At 48.0% G+C, this 15,436-nt stretch carries 17 protein-coding genes and 1 tRNA gene; 13 read left to right on the top strand and 5 right to left on the bottom strand.

Going from position 1 to position 15,436, the window contains the following annotated elements:
• Positions 1-20 precede the first annotated feature (20 nt).
• A complete protein-coding gene (locus QOL41_RS11765) occupies positions 21-1,484 on the bottom strand; it encodes a KAP family P-loop NTPase fold protein (RefSeq protein ID WP_283429914.1) in 1,464 nt (487 codons plus the stop codon).
• A gap of 234 nt (positions 1,485-1,718) precedes the next feature.
• Here QOL41_RS11765 and QOL41_RS11760 point away from each other — a divergent pair, with 234 nt between their 5' ends.
• From QOL41_RS11760 to dinD, 4 genes are all read left to right on the top strand, one after another.
• Entirely contained in the window at positions 1,719-2,279 is a 561-nt protein-coding gene (locus tag QOL41_RS11760) for a hypothetical protein (RefSeq protein ID WP_283429913.1), read from the top strand.
• A complete protein-coding gene (locus tag QOL41_RS11755; protein ID WP_283429912.1) occupies positions 2,266-2,457 on the top strand; it encodes a hypothetical protein in 192 nt (63 codons plus the stop codon). Before QOL41_RS11760 ends, QOL41_RS11755 begins: the two co-directional genes overlap by 14 nt.
• A gap of 133 nt (positions 2,458-2,590) precedes the next feature.
• Positions 2,591-2,797: a hypothetical protein gene (locus QOL41_RS11750; protein ID WP_283429911.1), complete on the top strand. Its 207-nt coding sequence runs from the start codon at positions 2,591-2,593 to the stop codon at positions 2,795-2,797.
• A gap of 155 nt (positions 2,798-2,952) precedes the next feature.
• Positions 2,953-3,786, top strand: coding sequence for a DNA damage-inducible protein D (dinD, locus tag QOL41_RS11745; protein ID WP_283429910.1), 834 nt, complete (start codon positions 2,953-2,955; stop codon positions 3,784-3,786).
• Positions 3,787-3,820: 34 nt separating this feature from the next.
• Here dinD and QOL41_RS11740 read toward each other — a convergent pair whose 3' ends face one another.
• Complete coding sequence (locus QOL41_RS11740) at positions 3,821-5,407, bottom strand: FISUMP domain-containing protein (RefSeq protein WP_283429909.1); 1,587 nt, start codon at positions 5,405-5,407, stop codon at positions 3,821-3,823.
• 389 nt (positions 5,408-5,796) lie between these two features.
• Here QOL41_RS11740 and QOL41_RS11735 point away from each other — a divergent pair, with 389 nt between their 5' ends.
• The 5 genes from QOL41_RS11735 to rplI all read left to right on the top strand — a co-directional run bounded on the left by QOL41_RS11735 (position 5,797) and on the right by rplI (position 8,854).
• Positions 5,797-6,738, top strand: a complete 942-nt coding sequence (locus QOL41_RS11735; RefSeq protein ID WP_173654726.1) for an aldolase catalytic domain-containing protein — start codon at positions 5,797-5,799, stop codon at positions 6,736-6,738.
• A 69-nt stretch (positions 6,739-6,807) separates the two neighbouring features.
• On the top strand, positions 6,808-7,638 hold the full coding sequence (locus QOL41_RS11730; protein WP_283429908.1) for a hypothetical protein: 831 nt from the start codon (positions 6,808-6,810) through the stop codon (positions 7,636-7,638).
• Between the two features lie 126 nt (positions 7,639-7,764).
• Positions 7,765-8,136 (top strand): 30S ribosomal protein S6, encoded by a 372-nt coding sequence (gene rpsF, locus QOL41_RS11725; protein ID WP_088627221.1) that lies wholly within the window; start codon positions 7,765-7,767, stop codon positions 8,134-8,136.
• Positions 8,136-8,387 carry a 30S ribosomal protein S18 gene (rpsR, locus tag QOL41_RS11720; RefSeq protein WP_072801474.1) on the top strand — a complete coding sequence of 84 codons (252 nt, stop codon included), beginning with the start codon at positions 8,136-8,138 and terminating at the stop codon, positions 8,385-8,387. The genes rpsF and rpsR overlap by 1 nt, the downstream gene beginning before the upstream one ends.
• Positions 8,388-8,404: 17 nt before the next feature.
• Positions 8,405-8,854 (top strand): 50S ribosomal protein L9, encoded by a 450-nt coding sequence (rplI, locus tag QOL41_RS11715; protein ID WP_088627222.1) that lies wholly within the window; start codon positions 8,405-8,407, stop codon positions 8,852-8,854.
• Between the two features lie 118 nt (positions 8,855-8,972).
• Here rplI and QOL41_RS11710 read toward each other — a convergent pair whose 3' ends face one another.
• The gene (locus QOL41_RS11710; RefSeq protein ID WP_254794079.1) at positions 8,973-9,611 is read right to left on the bottom strand and encodes a 3'-5' exonuclease; all 639 of its coding nucleotides are present in this window, start codon (positions 9,609-9,611) and stop codon (positions 8,973-8,975) included.
• Between the two features lie 54 nt (positions 9,612-9,665).
• On the bottom strand, positions 9,666-10,178 hold the full coding sequence (locus tag QOL41_RS11705) for a lysophospholipid acyltransferase family protein (protein ID WP_283429907.1): 513 nt from the start codon (positions 10,176-10,178) through the stop codon (positions 9,666-9,668).
• A gap of 82 nt (positions 10,179-10,260) precedes the next feature.
• Between QOL41_RS11705 and QOL41_RS11700 the strand changes: the two genes are divergently transcribed.
• A tRNA-Cys gene (locus QOL41_RS11700) sits at positions 10,261-10,333 on the top strand.
• Between the two features lie 170 nt (positions 10,334-10,503).
• Here QOL41_RS11700 and QOL41_RS11695 read toward each other — a convergent pair.
• Positions 10,504-11,154, bottom strand: a complete 651-nt coding sequence (locus QOL41_RS11695; RefSeq protein ID WP_283429906.1) for a hypothetical protein — start codon at positions 11,152-11,154, stop codon at positions 10,504-10,506.
• A 149-nt stretch (positions 11,155-11,303) separates the two neighbouring features.
• Here QOL41_RS11695 and QOL41_RS11690 point away from each other — a divergent pair, with 149 nt between their 5' ends.
• From QOL41_RS11690 to QOL41_RS11680, 3 genes are all read left to right on the top strand, one after another.
• Positions 11,304-11,966 carry a DNA alkylation repair protein gene (locus QOL41_RS11690; protein ID WP_073058164.1) on the top strand — a complete coding sequence of 221 codons (663 nt, stop codon included), beginning with the start codon at positions 11,304-11,306 and terminating at the stop codon, positions 11,964-11,966.
• 116 nt (positions 11,967-12,082) lie between these two features.
• Positions 12,083-14,056, top strand: a complete 1,974-nt coding sequence (locus QOL41_RS11685; RefSeq protein WP_283429905.1) for a 4-alpha-glucanotransferase — start codon at positions 12,083-12,085, stop codon at positions 14,054-14,056.
• Positions 14,057-14,127: 71 nt separating this feature from the next.
• Positions 14,128-15,387: a glycoside hydrolase family 13 protein gene (locus tag QOL41_RS11680; RefSeq protein ID WP_283429904.1), complete on the top strand. Its 1,260-nt coding sequence runs from the start codon at positions 14,128-14,130 to the stop codon at positions 15,385-15,387.
• The last annotated feature ends 49 nt before the right edge of the window (positions 15,388-15,436 follow it).

Raw genomic sequence — 15,436 nt, 5'->3', positions numbered from 1 at the left:
ACGGCTAAATTCAAAGCTCGTTATACAAGAATGTCTAACGTCTTTCGGAAGGCTTCGATAAAAGCGACTTCGGAGGGAATGGGGCCGGCGTCAATTTTTTTACATATAAGTCCTTGTGTTGGCTCATAAAACGCCTTTATATAGGATTCCGTACGTTGCAAACTGAAAGGATGATACGTTGATGTTCCGTGTTCTGTTCTGTACGACATGGCACCACATTCTGATTGACTCCACTTTTCAAAAGCAATTGTAAAAGCGTTGATGTCAAAGATTCCTTCAATGTTTTTCAAATTTGAAATTCGTAAAAATAAATAGTTTCGACTTTCATCGTTGTCTTTTTTATGCAATATTTGGGGATGATTTTTTTTCAGCACCGACTTGCATAAGCAATCTATTAACTCAATACATAGAGTATTGTATTTTAAATTTTTGTCTAAAGATTCGTCCATCGATGTAATTTCATGGGCTGTCTTAACAAGATGAACTAATTCTAGTTTTATTCTCATCGGGAAAAACGCTAAGACATCTGTAAAAAATTTCTCAACACACTCCTTTCCTGTCACATCTGTAGAATCAAAATTATTTTCAAAACCATCAAGGAGCGATAAGGGTCTTTCTATCTTCTCTCCATTAGATACAGGGATGATCAATTGGAAAAATTTTTTGAAGTAGTAATTGCCAAATTGAATTTGACATTCATCGAAGTTCTCATAGACAATAGATCCTGGCTTAGTGTCTGCAGCGGTATATTTTTGTTTTAAATTGAATTCACGGCCAAATGTTTTGACTATGGAGCCGAGTAATTCACTTTTATTGATTGCCGCTAATTGAATAAACATGTATTTATCAGATGTAGTGTCAAAACATATATGATGTAACCGCTGCATTACTTTAATGGCGTATTCAGGCAAACAACGATCAAGTTCATCGACTACGATAATGACGTTTTCAAATACATCTTTGCTTTCTGACAGGACATTAGTTAATTGTAAAAGATTTTCGCGAACCGCTGCTAAAGCATCTTTTAACGATTGATTCTTGTCAAAATCTTTTGATATAGCAGGAGCTTTGTCTGCGGCTATTGCTTTTTTCCCGGATTCTAAAAAATCGTTAAAACCGATACCGAACTTATTTGTTAAGATGGTCGATATTATTTCAGCGAAAAATTTTAGTGCAATTTGTATTCTGTCTTTTTTATTCTTGTCCGGAATGTTTTCTTGCAACTGATTCAGTTTATCAATTATAACGGAGAGTATCGCTACAAGTGGTTCTTCGTAGTATTCGTTTTCCCAACAGTTGTAGTGAATTACCAAATAATTCTTCAACTCGAGTTTTTGCTCAAGTTCTTTCAAAATCCATGATTTTCCACAGCCCCATTTGCCATCAATCGCAAATGAGAAACCTTCGTGCACGCTGACTTTTTGCGTAATTATATTATCAAGTAATGTGACGAACGGCTCACGCCCGAGCATATCTTGTTGCATGTATTCATTCCTTTTTTTTATGCAATATAGTTTGTTTATGCAAAGATATTTTGCGTAACAAATGATAATTCGCGTGAGAGAAACGCCCAAAAGATTTTTAAAAGTTTTTCAATCACCTCTTGACAATCGCCATCCGGTAATTTATATTTATAGTGCTCGGACGTGCATTTGTACATGTTGGGCGACAAACCGTTAAGCCCCGCCTTTTTTATGCTTGTAGGCGGAGAGGAGTGAATGATGAAGAATGGCGTAAACGCTGGTGGTGTCGGCATTTGGCTCGACGAAATTGTCCCCTGCCTCAAGGATACTGAAACTGGGGAAATCAAGGAAACGGTGGTATTCAGGATTGAAAGTAGATCTTTCCTGAAAAAATTCAACGAAAAGAATGGGTGGGAAATAAATTGGATTAAAATTCCCAAAGAGGTTGAAGTCTTTGCCCTTGCTTTGAAGGAAAATAATGAAATTCAGGGGCTTGTCGGGGTGAGGAATGATGTGGATGTAAAAGCGGCGTATATTCATTGGGCTTGTACCGCTCCGCAAAATAACAAACATGCTTTTGGTAAGCAAAAATTCATCGGTGTTGGTGGTCATCTTTTTGCTATAGCGGCGGACCGATCCCTTGCATGGGGATATGACGGATTTATTCATGGTTTTGCCCTTAACAAAGAGTTGTTAAATCACTATATTGAAGTTCTAGGTGCAACTTATTTGGGTGCTATGCATCCATATCAATTTGCTTTTAACAGGAAAGCATCACAAAAACTTCTGGAGGTCTATACCTATGAGTGGAATTAGAAAGCCTGCTGTCATTCTGGCGGATTCCATGGAAGAGTACTTGGCTCCTCCGAATCCCTATAAAAACCCTCCTAAAGGCAAGTTAAATCTACTGGAATTAGGGCGATATGCCGAGCGTGTTGGAAAGGAAATTGATGAATTGACTGCTGATGAAATCCTGCAGTTCAAGATTCCTTAATTTCTTTTCCATTTTGCAAGTCCCACTTGCAAAATTTATGGCCGAAAATAGCGGCCATAAATTATTGTTCAATGGTATTGCCTCTGAGTAGACATGAAATTAGATTTATAAGAAAAGTGAGGCTTATCGGAATATGTATCACAAGGTCTGGGATCATAATGCCTTAAGAAAGGGCTTCTTCAAGGAATTCGCGGATGACATCAACGCGAAGATTGAAGATCGTACCCGTGAAATCGCGAAGAATCTGATAAAGCTTGGCGATTCTGACGAGAAAATAGTCGCTGCAACGGGGCTTTCTTTAGAAGAAGTTGTTGTGCTGCGCAACCAGCTCAAAGCTTAATTCCTACAAGTCCTATTTACACTAAAAAGGGCGGGCGTTGCCTGCCTTTTTAATTTAATCGTCTTGTAAAATTTTCTTCCCCCTCTTGCCAGCTTTTTGAATATTAGGTACATTCATGCCCGACGCGTCATTCCATAGAAAGGAATGATGCGCTTTTGTTTTATTTGGCTTTGCCATCTCAGCAGACGTTCGAGAATATCAAACACATTGATGAAAACGGAGCCGAGTTCTGGTATGCGAGGGAGTTGCAGACGGCTTTGGAATATGCTCAATGGCGGCGCTTTCAGGAATCAATTGAAAGGGCTAAAACAGCTTGCGAGGCCAGTGGGTTAATTGTCGGGGATCATTTTGCCGACGTCGGCAAAATGATAAATCTCGCCAAAGGGGCCAAGCGTGAAGTCGCCGACGTGAAGCTTTCCCGTTATGCCTGTTACCTGATTGTAATGAACGGCGATCCCCGTAAAGAAGTGATTGCCCTCGGACAAACATATTTTGCAGTTAAAACCAGGCAAAAGGAAATTTCGGATTCAATGACGCAACTTTCAGAAGATGAAAAACGCTTGGCCATTCGCGATGAAGTTACGATTCGTAACAAATTCCTTGCCAGTTCCGCAAAGGCTGCCGGTGTCGAAACGCCTGTGGATTATGCGGTATTCCAAAACCGTGGTTACCAAGGCCTTTATAATGGCTTGGGAATGAAGGATATCCACAAGCGCAAAGGGCTCAAGAAGAACCAGCAGATATTGGACCACATGGGTGCTACGGAACTTGCTGCAAACCTGTTTCGTATCACGCAAACAGACGACAAACTTCGTCGTGAAAACATCAAGGGAAAGGAATTGGCAAACGAAACCCATTTTGCCGTAGGCAAGAAAGTTCGCCAGACTATCGCTGAACTCGGTGGAACAATGCCAGAAAACCTTCCCACTCCCAAAATCAGTGCTAAAAAGTTAAAACAGGAACGGAAGAAAGCCGTTGCGGAGAAATAAGAAACAAAGGAGACTATGGCGAAATGCGTCTTTTTTATTCCTTAATGCATCTAACGGGAATGTATTCTCCGTTTTCGCGGGGGTCGACTTTTTGGTAATAAGCGAAGAAATCGCTGTTCATTACGTATTCGCCTTCTTCGACCCAGAATAAGTTGTAGTTAGATCGCGTCATGTCCATGCCGTAGGGGTCTACGCAGCCGTTCTTTTTGAGCGACAGGCCGAATTCATCGGTGACGACTCTGGTGTTGCCTGCAATGTGGGTGCCTATCGCGTACAGCTTGGGGTAGTATTTGTCCGCTTCGGAGTAAGACATTCCTGTGATGTTATTCCAGTCTTCTTTGGAGGGCAAGCGCCAGCCGGTGGGGCAAACCTTCTTGATCACGTTGACGGTGTAGAATCGGCTTGCTCCGTCGCAATAGGTGTTTTCGCTGGGGTCGTGCTTTTTGTGTTCTGCGACCTTTGCGCATTTGCTCTGATTCACGAAAAGGGAGTCGTCTTTGTCGTAGTAGTCGATATCTTGGGCGAACCAGGTTTTGCCTTCGTACACGGTTGTTTTGTACACGTGTCCGTCGCGCGGGTCTTCGAAGGTTCCGTATTCAAAGTCTGGGTTCAGGAAATATTCTGCGGGTAAGTACGCTGTACTCGATATGGAACGCCATAAACTATCGTGGCAAATGTATGTGTTGTCGTTGTTGTCGGATTCCCTGACGACGACGCGATCTCCATTCTTGGTGCAAATCACGCCGTTCTTTTCTTTGCCGAGCATTTCGAGCGTGACCCAAGAACCTTCCTCGCATACGAAATGGTCTTTGTCCAAGGTAATCATGGTGTCGCCGACGCTTGCGTTGCAATAGGGCATGCCGGCGCACTTTCGCCAGATGTTGCGCATGATGGCCAAGGGGTTGTTGATTTCGCTCATGCTGATGGCGCAGCCCAGGGGCATAAACATTTCGGGGAAAACGTCTAGGGTGGCGTATGGAACATGGTTGATGCAGTAGTTGTCGGCTTCTAGCGTGCCGTCGGCGAAGTCGTCAGTTAAATCTTGATTCAGCGTATTCTCGTTCTTGTTTCCGTAAAGGAAGAACAGCGTGTATTCCAGTTGGTATTCCGCGATGTAGGGGTTCTCCTGGAATAGGGTGTCTAGGCCGAGTTCGCGCTGGAGTTCTTCGATGGCGATGTCTCTCGCGGAGTCGTTGCTTAAGCCTTGCTGTACGAGGGTTTCGACTCGTTTCTGAATGAATGCGTCGACTACGCCGAAGGTTTCGCTTTCGGTGGGGGCGGCTGGCCTACAACCTCTTACTTGCGGGAAGCTGATTCCACCTGCTGGGCCGGAACCTGATTGCGCTGCGCTTGATGACGAAACGTTCGATGCGGTGTCGTTAGAAGAAGTCTGCGCGTCTGAAACAGTGCCGCCGCTTGAAGACGAATCGGTTGATGTGGAATCGCCAGATGGTGTCTCGGTCGCGGAGCTTGACGACAGAGTGTTTTCGCCAGAAGATGGCGATTCCTTGTCTGGAGTTGCGTTGCTTTCGCTGGAATATGAGATTTCGGATGATGAAATCTCACCTCCGCAGGCACACAGAAAGAATGAAACTAATCCCCAAAAAATTTTCTTCTTCATAGCATATAAAATAACTTTATTTTGCGGGAATAGCTCGGTTTTTGTTTGATTTTATACACGCAAAACATGCGTTGAATAATGACGGGCAGAATAGCATTGTCTGCTTGATTGTGAAATTCCTTGATTGGTTGAGCGGCGTTTTTCGTTCTTGATGACCGAAATTTCATCTTTTTAAGATTTCTAACCCCTTGATTTTGACGGAATTACAAACTTTTTATTTAAAATAACGCAGAATATGCGTTGAAAATATTCTTTTTTCTATGAATTGCTTTTTGACTATTGACTTCTGCAATTCCGAATTCTAGTTTTGTCCGCGAACAAATAAAAGGAGATCCCGGCTTTCGCCGGGAAGACATCCTAAAGAATAAACCATTAACAAGAATCAAACCATGTACTACGAAAGCATCAAAGTTTTGGACTGCACCATCCGCGATGGTGGCTTGGTCAACAAGCACGACTTCTCCCTCGAATTTGTGCGTCGCCTTTACACCCTCCTGTCTGCCGCTGGTGTGGACTATATGGAAATGGGCTACAAGAACTCTCCGGATCTCTTTGACCCCAAGGAATATGGTCCGTGGAAGTTCTGCGATGACGATCTGCTCTGGAAGGTGAAAGACGGTATCGATTCCAAGATTAAGATGGCTGTGATGGCTGACGTGGGCCGCGTGAACATGGACGCCGTGAAGCCCGCTAGCGAAAGCCCGTACCAGATGTTCCGCGTGGCAAGCTACGTGAAGAACATCGACAAGGGTATCGAAATGGTGAATGCCTTCCACGACATGGGTTACGAAACCACCCTCAACATCATGGCTGTGAGCCGTGACCGTGGTCCGGAACTGGACGAAGCCCTGCACCAGGTGAACGAAGAATGCAAGGCCGACGTGCTTTACCTCGTGGACAGCTTCGGCGCCTTCTACCAGGAAGACATCGATAAGGAAATTACCCGCTATCGCAGTATCGTGAAGGGCAAGAAGTTTGGCTTCCATGGCCACAACAACCAGCAGCTGGCCTTCTCCAACACGATTCAGGCTATCATCGACCACGTGGATTACCTCGACGGTTCCGTGTCCGGTATGGGCCGTGGCGCTGGTAACTGCACCACCGAACTCTTGCTCGGTTTCTTGAAGAACCCGAAGTACGACCTGCGTCCGGTGCTCGATGCCTACCAGGAACTGTTCTTGCCGCTTAAGGAAAAGTACGAATGGGGCTATATCATTCCGCAGATGATTACGGGTATGCTGAACCGCCACCCGCAAGACGCCATCGCCATCCGTAAAACCGAAGACAAGGACAACTACACCAAGTTCTATAATCATATGATGAACGACTAACGTCGTTCATCATGGGAATTCCTTGATGAAAACGTCCGGCTTGCCGGGCGTTTTTTCTAATATTCAGTTGTGCGTTACTTATTCTTGCTGATTGTTCTTGTATTTGGGTTGTCTGCCTCGTTTGCGGCAGACGACGTAGATTCGCTTGAATCAGAGAATAAGTTGTCCGAAATTACCACGGTCCCTTTGCCAGGGCAGACTGCCTACATGGAACAGGGGCTTTCGTTCGGTATGGGTTTTGGTGTTTACGACCCGCTGGACGAATGCGACTGCATGGGCGCTTGGCAGGTGCAAATCGAATATTTTTATTCCGATTGGGTGAGTGCCGGTGCCGATGTCCGCTTTTTCGGGGGTGACTTGGACCGCGACGCCATGGTCATGTACCAACGTTACCGCGTGAACTTGAGGTTCCATAAGCCTTCCGATAAATTCGACCTTTATGTAGAACCGTTCATGGGACTCGAAAACACGAGTATTTCTGCTTTCAGAAAGCAGGTCAAGGGCGAGAAAACCAGTAAGGACAAAGACGAACGTTATTGGTGGGATGAATCCGACGGCGAAGAGATTGCTGATTCTCTGGGTATAGACGAAAGCGATGATTGCCAGAGGCTTTTCACATTGGACGGCTTTTCGATTGGGCTCGGTGTTGGCGGTGGCTATAACTTGACCCGGTATTTGTCGCTGACTGCTGGTGCCCATGTGGAATACAACTTTTCGAAGGCGGTCTTGTTGAATGTCGTGCCGGGGGTGGCCTTTAACCTTCGCGAAGTATGGCCGTGGGCCAAGCGTACGCTTCGTTCGACCTGGATTTCTTTTGAAATAGGGGCAATCAAGACCTTCAACAACGATATTGACGGGTGGTCGAACTCCTTTTTCCTGGGTATTCAGTTCGGAGCGTAGGGTGGACCTGCCTCCGAGGTTTGACACCTAAATCCCGTTTTTCTATATTTGGTGCACCGATTTTTATCGGAACCCTCCCGGGGCCAATGTCGGTTTCCCGGGCGATAGACCAAAGGGACTCATTATATGAGACAATACGAAACGATGGTGATCATCGACGCTATGATCTCTGACGACGCTATCAAGGCTGAAATCGAGACTATCGCCGCCAACATCACCAAAGGCAACGGCGAAATCCTCCGCCGCGACGATTGGGGCAAGCGCAAGCTCGCTTACACCATCAAGAAGCGCCAGCATGGCTTTTACGTGATCTTCTACTACAAGGCTGAAGCCGCTACGGTCGCCTCTGTGGAAGCCGCTCTTAAGCTGAACGAAAACGTTCTCCGCTGGATGACTCTCGCTGATTATCCGATGAGCGAAATTGTTTATGACCAAACTCAGACCCAGTCCACCGAAGATATCATCCCGGTTGACGCAGAAGAAGGGGAGGCTGAATAATGGCTTTTGAAGATAAGAAGCAGGCAACCCGTATCCGCCGCAAGAAGACTTGCTGGTTCACGGAAAACAACATCAAGTTCATTGACTATAAGGACGAAAAGACTCTTCGTCGCTTTATCTCTGAACGTGGTAAGATCATTCCTCGCCGCATTTCTGGCACCTCCGCCAAGTATCAGCGTATGCTGAACGAAGCTATCAAGCGTGCCCGTCAGATGGCTATTCTCCCGTTCGTTTCGGACAGCTTGCGCTAATAAGGAGGAACTAGACTATGGAAATTATTCTTAAGGCTAATGTCCCCCATTTGGGCAAGATGCTTGACGTCGTGAAGGTTAAGGACGGCTATGCTCGTAACTACCTTTTCCCGCGCAAGCTCGCTGTTCGCGCTACTAAGGAAGCCAAGCTTGAAATCGAAAACAACCGCGCTGCCGTTGAAGCTCAGTTCCAGAAGGAACTCGCTGCCGCTGGCGATGTGGCTGCCAAGCTTTCTCAGGTTTCTGTCAACCTCGAACGCCGCGTTGTGGAAGGCGAACGTCTGTACGGTTCTGTGACCGCTTCTGACATCGCTGACGCTATCACCAAGCAGGGCGTTAAGGTTACCCGTGCTCAGGTTGCTCTCGAAGAACCGATCAAGCAGCTCGGTGTTTACACCGTGACGATCAAGGTCTTCAGCGACGTTGAAGCTCAGGTCAAGGTTTGGGTGGTTGCTGAAAAAGCCTAAGCTTTTTCTAAATCACTAGAAATCTTAAAAGCCGCTCCTTCGGGGGCGGTTCTTTTTTTATAACAAAAAAAATGCGGACAAATGAATGTCCGCATGCGTTTGAAATTTTAGCGAAAAATTACTTGTTGATGAACTGGGGGATACCCTTGTACTTTTCCATGTTCTTCATGATGCAAGCCATTTCCCAGTCTTTTTCCTTGAAGCGGCGGCGGAGCAGTGCCACGAACACTTCCATGAGCATCAAGCAGTCGTAAACAGCGCGGTGCATCTTGTCGGATTCGATCTTCATGCTGATTTCGTCGCGGCGCTGGAACATGTTGGCCAGAATGCCGAGCTTGTGGGAGCTGGCTTCAGGGAGAATTGCCTTAGAAATAGCGAGGGAGTCGATGACCGGGTTGCCGGGCACGAGCTGCGGGTTGTTCTTGTAGGCCACGCGCAAAAAACTTGCGTCGAAGTTTGCGTTGTGAGCGAGCAGAATAGAGCTCTGGCCGCAGAATTCGGTGAACTTCTTGATGGCATCGCCAACGGCGGGGGCGTCTTGCACGTCGCTGTCGTAAATGTGGTTCACGGCGGAGGCTTCGGCCGGAATCATCATGTTCGGCTTCACGAATGTTTCGAGTTCGCCAAGCAGCTTGGGCACGACTTTGCCGTTCTTTGTTTCTACGGTGAACTTGACTGCACCGATTTCAATGATTTCATCTTTCTGGTTGTTAAGACCTGTAGTTTCAAGGTCGAAGGCGACAAATTTCGGGGGCATTAAAATCACGATTCATTCCTTAGTTAATAAGTTATCACCTTGGTTTATTTGCAGTCACAAAGATAATTTAATTTCGATGTCAATACGTGTCAGAGGCAGGGGCAGAACAAATTTATCCCATGTTTTTAGCGTGATGTGCGCACCGTACTTGGCGCTGATTTGCCATAGGGGAGTGTTGCTTGTTTTGGAAAGCCAGAGCGAGCCTTTTTTGACTACACCTGCCGGTCCGCGAGGGCCATCGAGAGCCATGCCTACAAAGCGGCCGTCGCGGAGCGGTGCAAGTAGGTGACGCACGTTGGTGGCGCCGTGGGTGCTCGACCCGCGTGTGACACTGTAGCCTAGATTTTGTACGATGGTCGCGAATAAGTCACCGTCGCTGGACTCTGAAACGAGTGTGTGCACGCCCCAGTTTTTAAAGGCGGCGGCACTCGCGAGTAGATCTTTATGCCACACTCCAAGGATTCCCGGAGCAAACGACTCGGGCGTTTTGAGCCTGATACGAAGGCTTTTAATCCAGAGGGTTACAAGAAATGCCTTGAACCTGACCTTGAAAGCGGGTTTTGCCATGCGTAAAAGATAAAAAAATGCAAAAAATGCCCGGTTTGCCCTTGAAAAAGGGAATAAAATTACCTATATTGCGTTTCACTTTGGCGACGTACCCAAGTTGGTAAGGGGCGGCTCTGCAAAAGCCTTATTCATCAGTTCGAGTCTGATCGTTGCCTCTCAAAACTCCTTCTCACCCCGAGAAGGAGTTTTTTGATTTTGTTTGTAATCGCTGTAGAATTGAGCGGTATTCGTGAGCAACAAAGCCCCAGGCGTTAAGCTGGGGCGGTTGCGAGAGTGAGGCTATGCCACATTTTATGAATGCTATAGAGCCGAACGGTCTGTAGCTTTAAACAATCGGATTCTTTCTCGGGCGGCCACGGCCGCGCTTGATGGGTGCGCCGTCGGGCATGGTGGTTGCTTCTGGGTGCTTGGCCTTAAAGAAATCCTGAATCTTCTTTGCGCGTTCTTCGGCCTTTTGCTTGGCGAGGTCTGCGGCCGACACAATCACGGCCTTGGGTTTGTCGCCACCCTTGGAGCCGAACGATGCCTTGAGCACGCGGCCCGAGGCGGGCTTCGGGGTTTCCGAAATCATGGACTTGGGGGCGCTGTTCAAGGTCGCTTCTTTAAGCTTGTAGCTCGAAAAACTCGGGCTTTCTTGCGTGAAGGCGGAGCTCAGCATCTTCTGCTTTTCGGGCGAAAGTTCGCTCAATGCCGGGATTCCCGGGAGGGCGGTCTTGGGCTTGAAGTACAAGTCGCTCTGCTTGGGAATCGAACCGAAAATCTCGTTTGCGATGTTCTGGGCTTCTTGGTATTCCTTCTGCTGCTTCTGGGCAAGGCGGTCTTTCTTGGAGGGCCTGGCGGCTCCGTTCTTACGCTTGCCGTTAAAATCCTTCCTGATTTTTTCGGAATTCTGGATGATTTCTTCGTCGGTGAGGCCGCGGAGTTCCGGCGGAACTTCGATGATTTGGAGCGCGATATTAGACAAATTCTGATCCATAAAACCCGATTTTTTTGCCCTTTGCAGGCTTGTCAAGAGTGGAAAAAGTCGATTTATTGTAAAAAATGCGACCCAAATTTAAAAAAAATTGAAAAAAATGCTTGTCAAGACCTAGAAAAAAAATTTTTTTTGGACTATTTTTGTTATACATGCTTCGGTTTACTCAAGAAATATTACTTGCTCTCCGTGCTATCTCTAATGAAGAGGAAGCACATGAAATGTCTAAGAAGGCTCGAGAACAGTTCGATTTCCTTGGAATTCGCCTTGTTCCCCGCCGCGAGGTGACCTACCCCATATTCGACAAGTACCCGCCGAAAGACGGTGACGAATTGGTGGCCAGGGTCGAGGACATGTGGGCGCAGCCGTATCGTGAAATCCAGTATGCGGCTTGTGACTACCTGTTCCGCCACAGAGTCCTGCTCGGTGGACAGCACCTTGCCTTCCTTAAAAAGTTAATTAAGACCCGTGCTTGGCGCGATACCGTCGATACGCTCGCCGCTTGCGTCCTGGGTGACTTGGCTCTCCGCCTCCCGGCGCTCCGTTCCAAGATTGCCTCCTGGATTCGCGACCCGAACGTGTGGGTACGCCGTAGCGCAATCATTTTCCAGATTCAGTACAAGGATCGTACCGACTGGCCGCTGCTCAGACAGTTCTGCCTGACTTGCGCCAAGGATGACGATTACTACATCAGGAATGGTATCGGTCGCGCCCTTTCGGAATACGCCCGAATCAACCCGACCGAGGTTCGTCGCTTTGTGCAAGATAACACCTTTGCCGAACAGACTGCCCAGGAAATCCTCCGCCTGATCTAAACGAAAAAAGAAACAACTTTTAAGCAGCCTTCCTGTAAATCTTACGGGAAGGTTTTTTTTATGCAATTTCTTTCGTTGCCCATTTAAGATTTTTGTCGAAAAACTAAATTTACACCATGCGTTACGGTGACATTTCATTTTTCCAGAGCGGCGTGGCCGTTCCCCTCTTTAGCCTTTATAGCAAGCAGAGCATTGGTATCGGCGAATTTTTGGACCTGATTCCGTTTGCCCGTTGGACCGCTTTTTGTGATTTCAATATTATTCAGCTTTTGCCGGTGAACGATACGGGCGCCGAATCGAGCCCCTATAGCGCCCGCAGTGCTTTTGCCTTGAATCCGGTGTTCATTAACGTGCAGTCGGTGGAAGGTTCTTCGGAATACGAAGATGAAATCCAGGCGGGCAAGGCCGATTTTGAAAAGTACGGCAAGATCGACTACTACAATATTTCGACTTGGAAGCGCCTGATTCTGCGCAAGATTTTTGACAACCGTTATGACGACCTGAAAAAAGATAAGGTGTTGCAGCGCTGGATAGACGACAATACTTGGGCAAAGCCGTATTGCGTGTACTGCACCCTCAAGGCTCAGAACGACGAAAGAAGCTGGAAGGACTGGAAAAATTACCGCGACCCGACAGCGAAGGATATTGATGCCCTCTGGAAAAAGTTCCTGAAGGACAACCTGTTCCAGGCTTGGATGCAGTTCGAAGCTGAAAAACAGTTCAGCGCCGCAGTTGCCGAAGTTTCCAAGATGGGAATCCGCCTGAAGGGTGACATTCCTATTCTGATTAACGAAGACAGCGCCGACGTGTGGGCCGACCGCAAGTACTTCTCGCTGGATGACCGCGCTGGCGCTCCTCCTGACATGTTCAGCTACACCGGCCAGAACTGGGGATTCCCGACTTACCGTTGGGACGTGATTGAAAAGGACAACTTTGTATGGTGGCGCCGTCGCTTGGCTCAGGCAAGCAAGTTCTACCATGCTTACCGCATTGACCACGTGCTTGGATTCTTCCGCATTTGGTCGATTCCGCAGCAAGAAGTGACGGGCATTCTGGGTTACTTTAACCCGTGCGTGCCGCTCACGTATGACAAGCTCGCTGCTGCGGGCTTTATGCGCGAAACGCTTGAATACCTGCGCCGTCCGAATTACGGCTACGACCAGTTGCGCGATTTCTTGGGTGGCGATACCGACCGCTTGGTTCCGGTTTGCTTTACCGAACTCGAAGGTCATCCGGGTCGCTTTATCTTGAAGCCGGAATTCAGTTCCGAAAAGGGTATCCTTGGCTTGAACGAACCGCAAGAAGTCAAGGACAAGCTGCTCAAGGTTTACTGGAACCGCGTGTTTGTGCCCTCGGGCGACGAAAACAATTTCTACCCGTATTGGTACTGGTACAATGCTCCGGTGCTCTTTACCTTGCCGGATTACGAACAGGAAAAGCTGCGTAACCTGATCAAGGAAAACGAAAATTCCCAGAATGGCTTGTGGGATGCCAATGCCACCAAGCTCTTGACCGTGCTTTCGCAGGAAACCGATATGCTGGTCTGCGCCGAAGACTTGGGTGCCGTGCCGCCTTGCGTGCCTGCCGTGCTCAAAAAGCTCAACATCCTGTCGCTGCGCATTGAACGCTGGGCCCGCAATTGGAATGCTCCGTATTCGCCGTACTATGAAATGGACGAATACCCGCGCCTGTCTGTATGCGCCACGAGTTGCCACGATACCTCTAGCCTGCGTGGACTCTGGAAGGAACCTGACTTTGACCGCAACCTGTACTGGTCGCATGCACACCTGCCGGGCAATGCACCTGAAGAGGTGACGCCTTCTGTGGCACGTTTGATTTTGAGCCATGTGTATACGGCGAACAGCTTGTTCTGCATTTTGCCGGTGCAAGACTACTTCGCTCTTTCGGCTAGCTTGACCAAGTGCGCGCCCGAAGAAGAACGCGTGAATGTGCCGGGTACGGTGGGTGGCTCTAACTGGTGCTACCGCATGCCGTGTTCTGTAGAAGAGTTGATGGACTACTCGTCGCTTGCCTCTGAAATTCGCATGCTCGTGGATGTGCGCAAGCGCCGCCCGATGTGGAAGATTTAGTTGGTAGAGCTTAGTTGGTAGAACTTAGAGATTGAGTCTAAGTTCTAAGCTCTAAGCTCAAAGTTCTAGTTATGTTCGCTCCTGCTTGGGTTAAAGACGCTATCTTCTATCAGATTTTCCCGGATCGGTTCTGCCGTTCGGGGCGTTACAAGGCCGTAGGCAAGTTCGTGGAGTGGGGAAGCAAGCCCACTCGCGAAAACATGTTCGGCGGGAACCTCGCAGGCATCGAAGACAAACTAGAATACATCGCGGGCCTCGGCGTCAACGCGATTTACCTGTGCCCGATTTTCAAGAGCAATTCGAATCACCGTTACCACACGGTGGATTATTTTGAAATTGACCCGGTGCTTGGCACGCTCGAAGATTTTGATCGCTTAATCAAGAAGGCTCACAAGCTAAAGTTGCGCGTGATTTTGGATGGTGTGTTCAACCATTGCTCGCGCGGATTCTTTCAGTTCAATAGTTTGATGGAATTGGGCGAGCACTCGCCGTATGTGGACTGGTTCCATGTGAAAGGCTGGCCGCTGAACGCCTATACCGACAAGCCCAATTATGAATGCTGGTGGAACTTTCCGGCGCTCCCGAAGTTCAATACGGATTGCCCCGATGTGCGCGAATACCTTTTCTCGGTAGGCGAGTACTGGATGAAACGTGGCATTGACGGCTGGCGCCTCGATGTTCCGAATGAAATTGACGACGATAGCTTTTGGCAGGAATTCCGCCGCCGCGTAAAGGCGGTGAATCCGGATGCCTACATTGTGGGCGAGATTTGGGATGAGCCTTCTCGCTGGCTGAAAGGCGACCAGTTTGATGGCGTGATGAATTACATGTTCCGCAAGGCGGCGATGCAGTTCCTGTTCGACGAAAAGCCGATTTCGATTAAGGAATTTGGCGAACGCATGAGCCGCGCTTTTCCCGAAGGCCGTGGCGATATTCCCATGAACTTGCTCGGGAGCCACGATACCACGCGCTTGATGTCGCAACCTTGCGTAAGCCTTGAACGAATTAAACTCGCGTATGCGATTCTGTTCTTCTTGCCGGGTGCACCGTGCATTTATTACGGAGAAGAACTTTCGATGAAGGGCGGCAAGGATCCTGACAACCGCCGTAGCGTACCGTGGAGCAAACTGGCCGAGATGCAGGCAAAGCCGCTGTACGAATTTATCAAGCAGATGATTGCGCTTCGCAAGAAGAATGCCGTGCTTCGCAACGGCTCGCTTGAAATCCGCGCTGCTGACAACGGCTTCGCCATCGAGCGCTCCCTCGGCAAAAAAACGATGACGCTCGTTGTGCTGCAAGACGGCACTGAATTTAAGTATAACATAGTGTAAGTTTGGCGTAAAGGCCACACGGATTGGAAAAAGCTAACGCTTTTTTAAA

The organism is Fibrobacter sp. UWB10 (genome assembly GCF_900182935.1).
Classification (GTDB): domain Bacteria; phylum Fibrobacterota; class Fibrobacteria; order Fibrobacterales; family Fibrobacteraceae; genus Fibrobacter; species Fibrobacter succinogenes_O.
The sequence above is the reverse complement of the archived record's forward strand: the minus strand, read 5'-3'. Positions and strand labels throughout refer to the sequence as shown.

Bases quoted from the DNA above. Each gene is read 5' to 3' on its own strand.
- rpsR (WP_072801474.1), top strand. From the start codon at position 8,136: ATGGCTTTTGAAGATAAGAAGCAGGCAACCCGTATCCGCCGCAAGAAG.
- QOL41_RS11740 (WP_283429909.1), bottom strand. From the start codon at position 5,407: ATGAAGAAGAAAATTTTTTGGGGATTAGTTTCATTCTTTCTGTGTGCC.
- QOL41_RS11685 (WP_283429905.1), top strand. From the start codon at position 12,083: ATGCGTTACGGTGACATTTCATTTTTCCAGAGCGGCGTGGCCGTTCCC.
- QOL41_RS11755 (WP_283429912.1), top strand. From the start codon at position 2,266: ATGAGTGGAATTAGAAAGCCTGCTGTCATTCTGGCGGATTCCATGGAA.
- QOL41_RS11735 (WP_173654726.1), top strand. From the start codon at position 5,797: ATGTACTACGAAAGCATCAAAGTTTTGGACTGCACCATCCGCGATGGT.
- QOL41_RS11765 (WP_283429914.1), bottom strand. From the start codon at position 1,484: ATGCAACAAGATATGCTCGGGCGTGAGCCGTTCGTCACATTACTTGAT.
- QOL41_RS11705 (WP_283429907.1), bottom strand. From the start codon at position 10,178: ATGGCAAAACCCGCTTTCAAGGTCAGGTTCAAGGCATTTCTTGTAACC.
- QOL41_RS11695 (WP_283429906.1), bottom strand. From the start codon at position 11,154: ATGGATCAGAATTTGTCTAATATCGCGCTCCAAATCATCGAAGTTCCG.
- QOL41_RS11750 (WP_283429911.1), top strand. From the start codon at position 2,591: ATGTATCACAAGGTCTGGGATCATAATGCCTTAAGAAAGGGCTTCTTC.
- QOL41_RS11690 (WP_073058164.1), top strand. From the start codon at position 11,304: ATGCTTCGGTTTACTCAAGAAATATTACTTGCTCTCCGTGCTATCTCT.
- QOL41_RS11680 (WP_283429904.1), top strand. From the start codon at position 14,128: ATGTTCGCTCCTGCTTGGGTTAAAGACGCTATCTTCTATCAGATTTTC.
- QOL41_RS11760 (WP_283429913.1), top strand. From the start codon at position 1,719: ATGATGAAGAATGGCGTAAACGCTGGTGGTGTCGGCATTTGGCTCGAC.
- rplI (WP_088627222.1), top strand. From the start codon at position 8,405: ATGGAAATTATTCTTAAGGCTAATGTCCCCCATTTGGGCAAGATGCTT.
- QOL41_RS11710 (WP_254794079.1), bottom strand. From the start codon at position 9,611: ATGCCCCCGAAATTTGTCGCCTTCGACCTTGAAACTACAGGTCTTAAC.
- rpsF (WP_088627221.1), top strand. From the start codon at position 7,765: ATGAGACAATACGAAACGATGGTGATCATCGACGCTATGATCTCTGAC.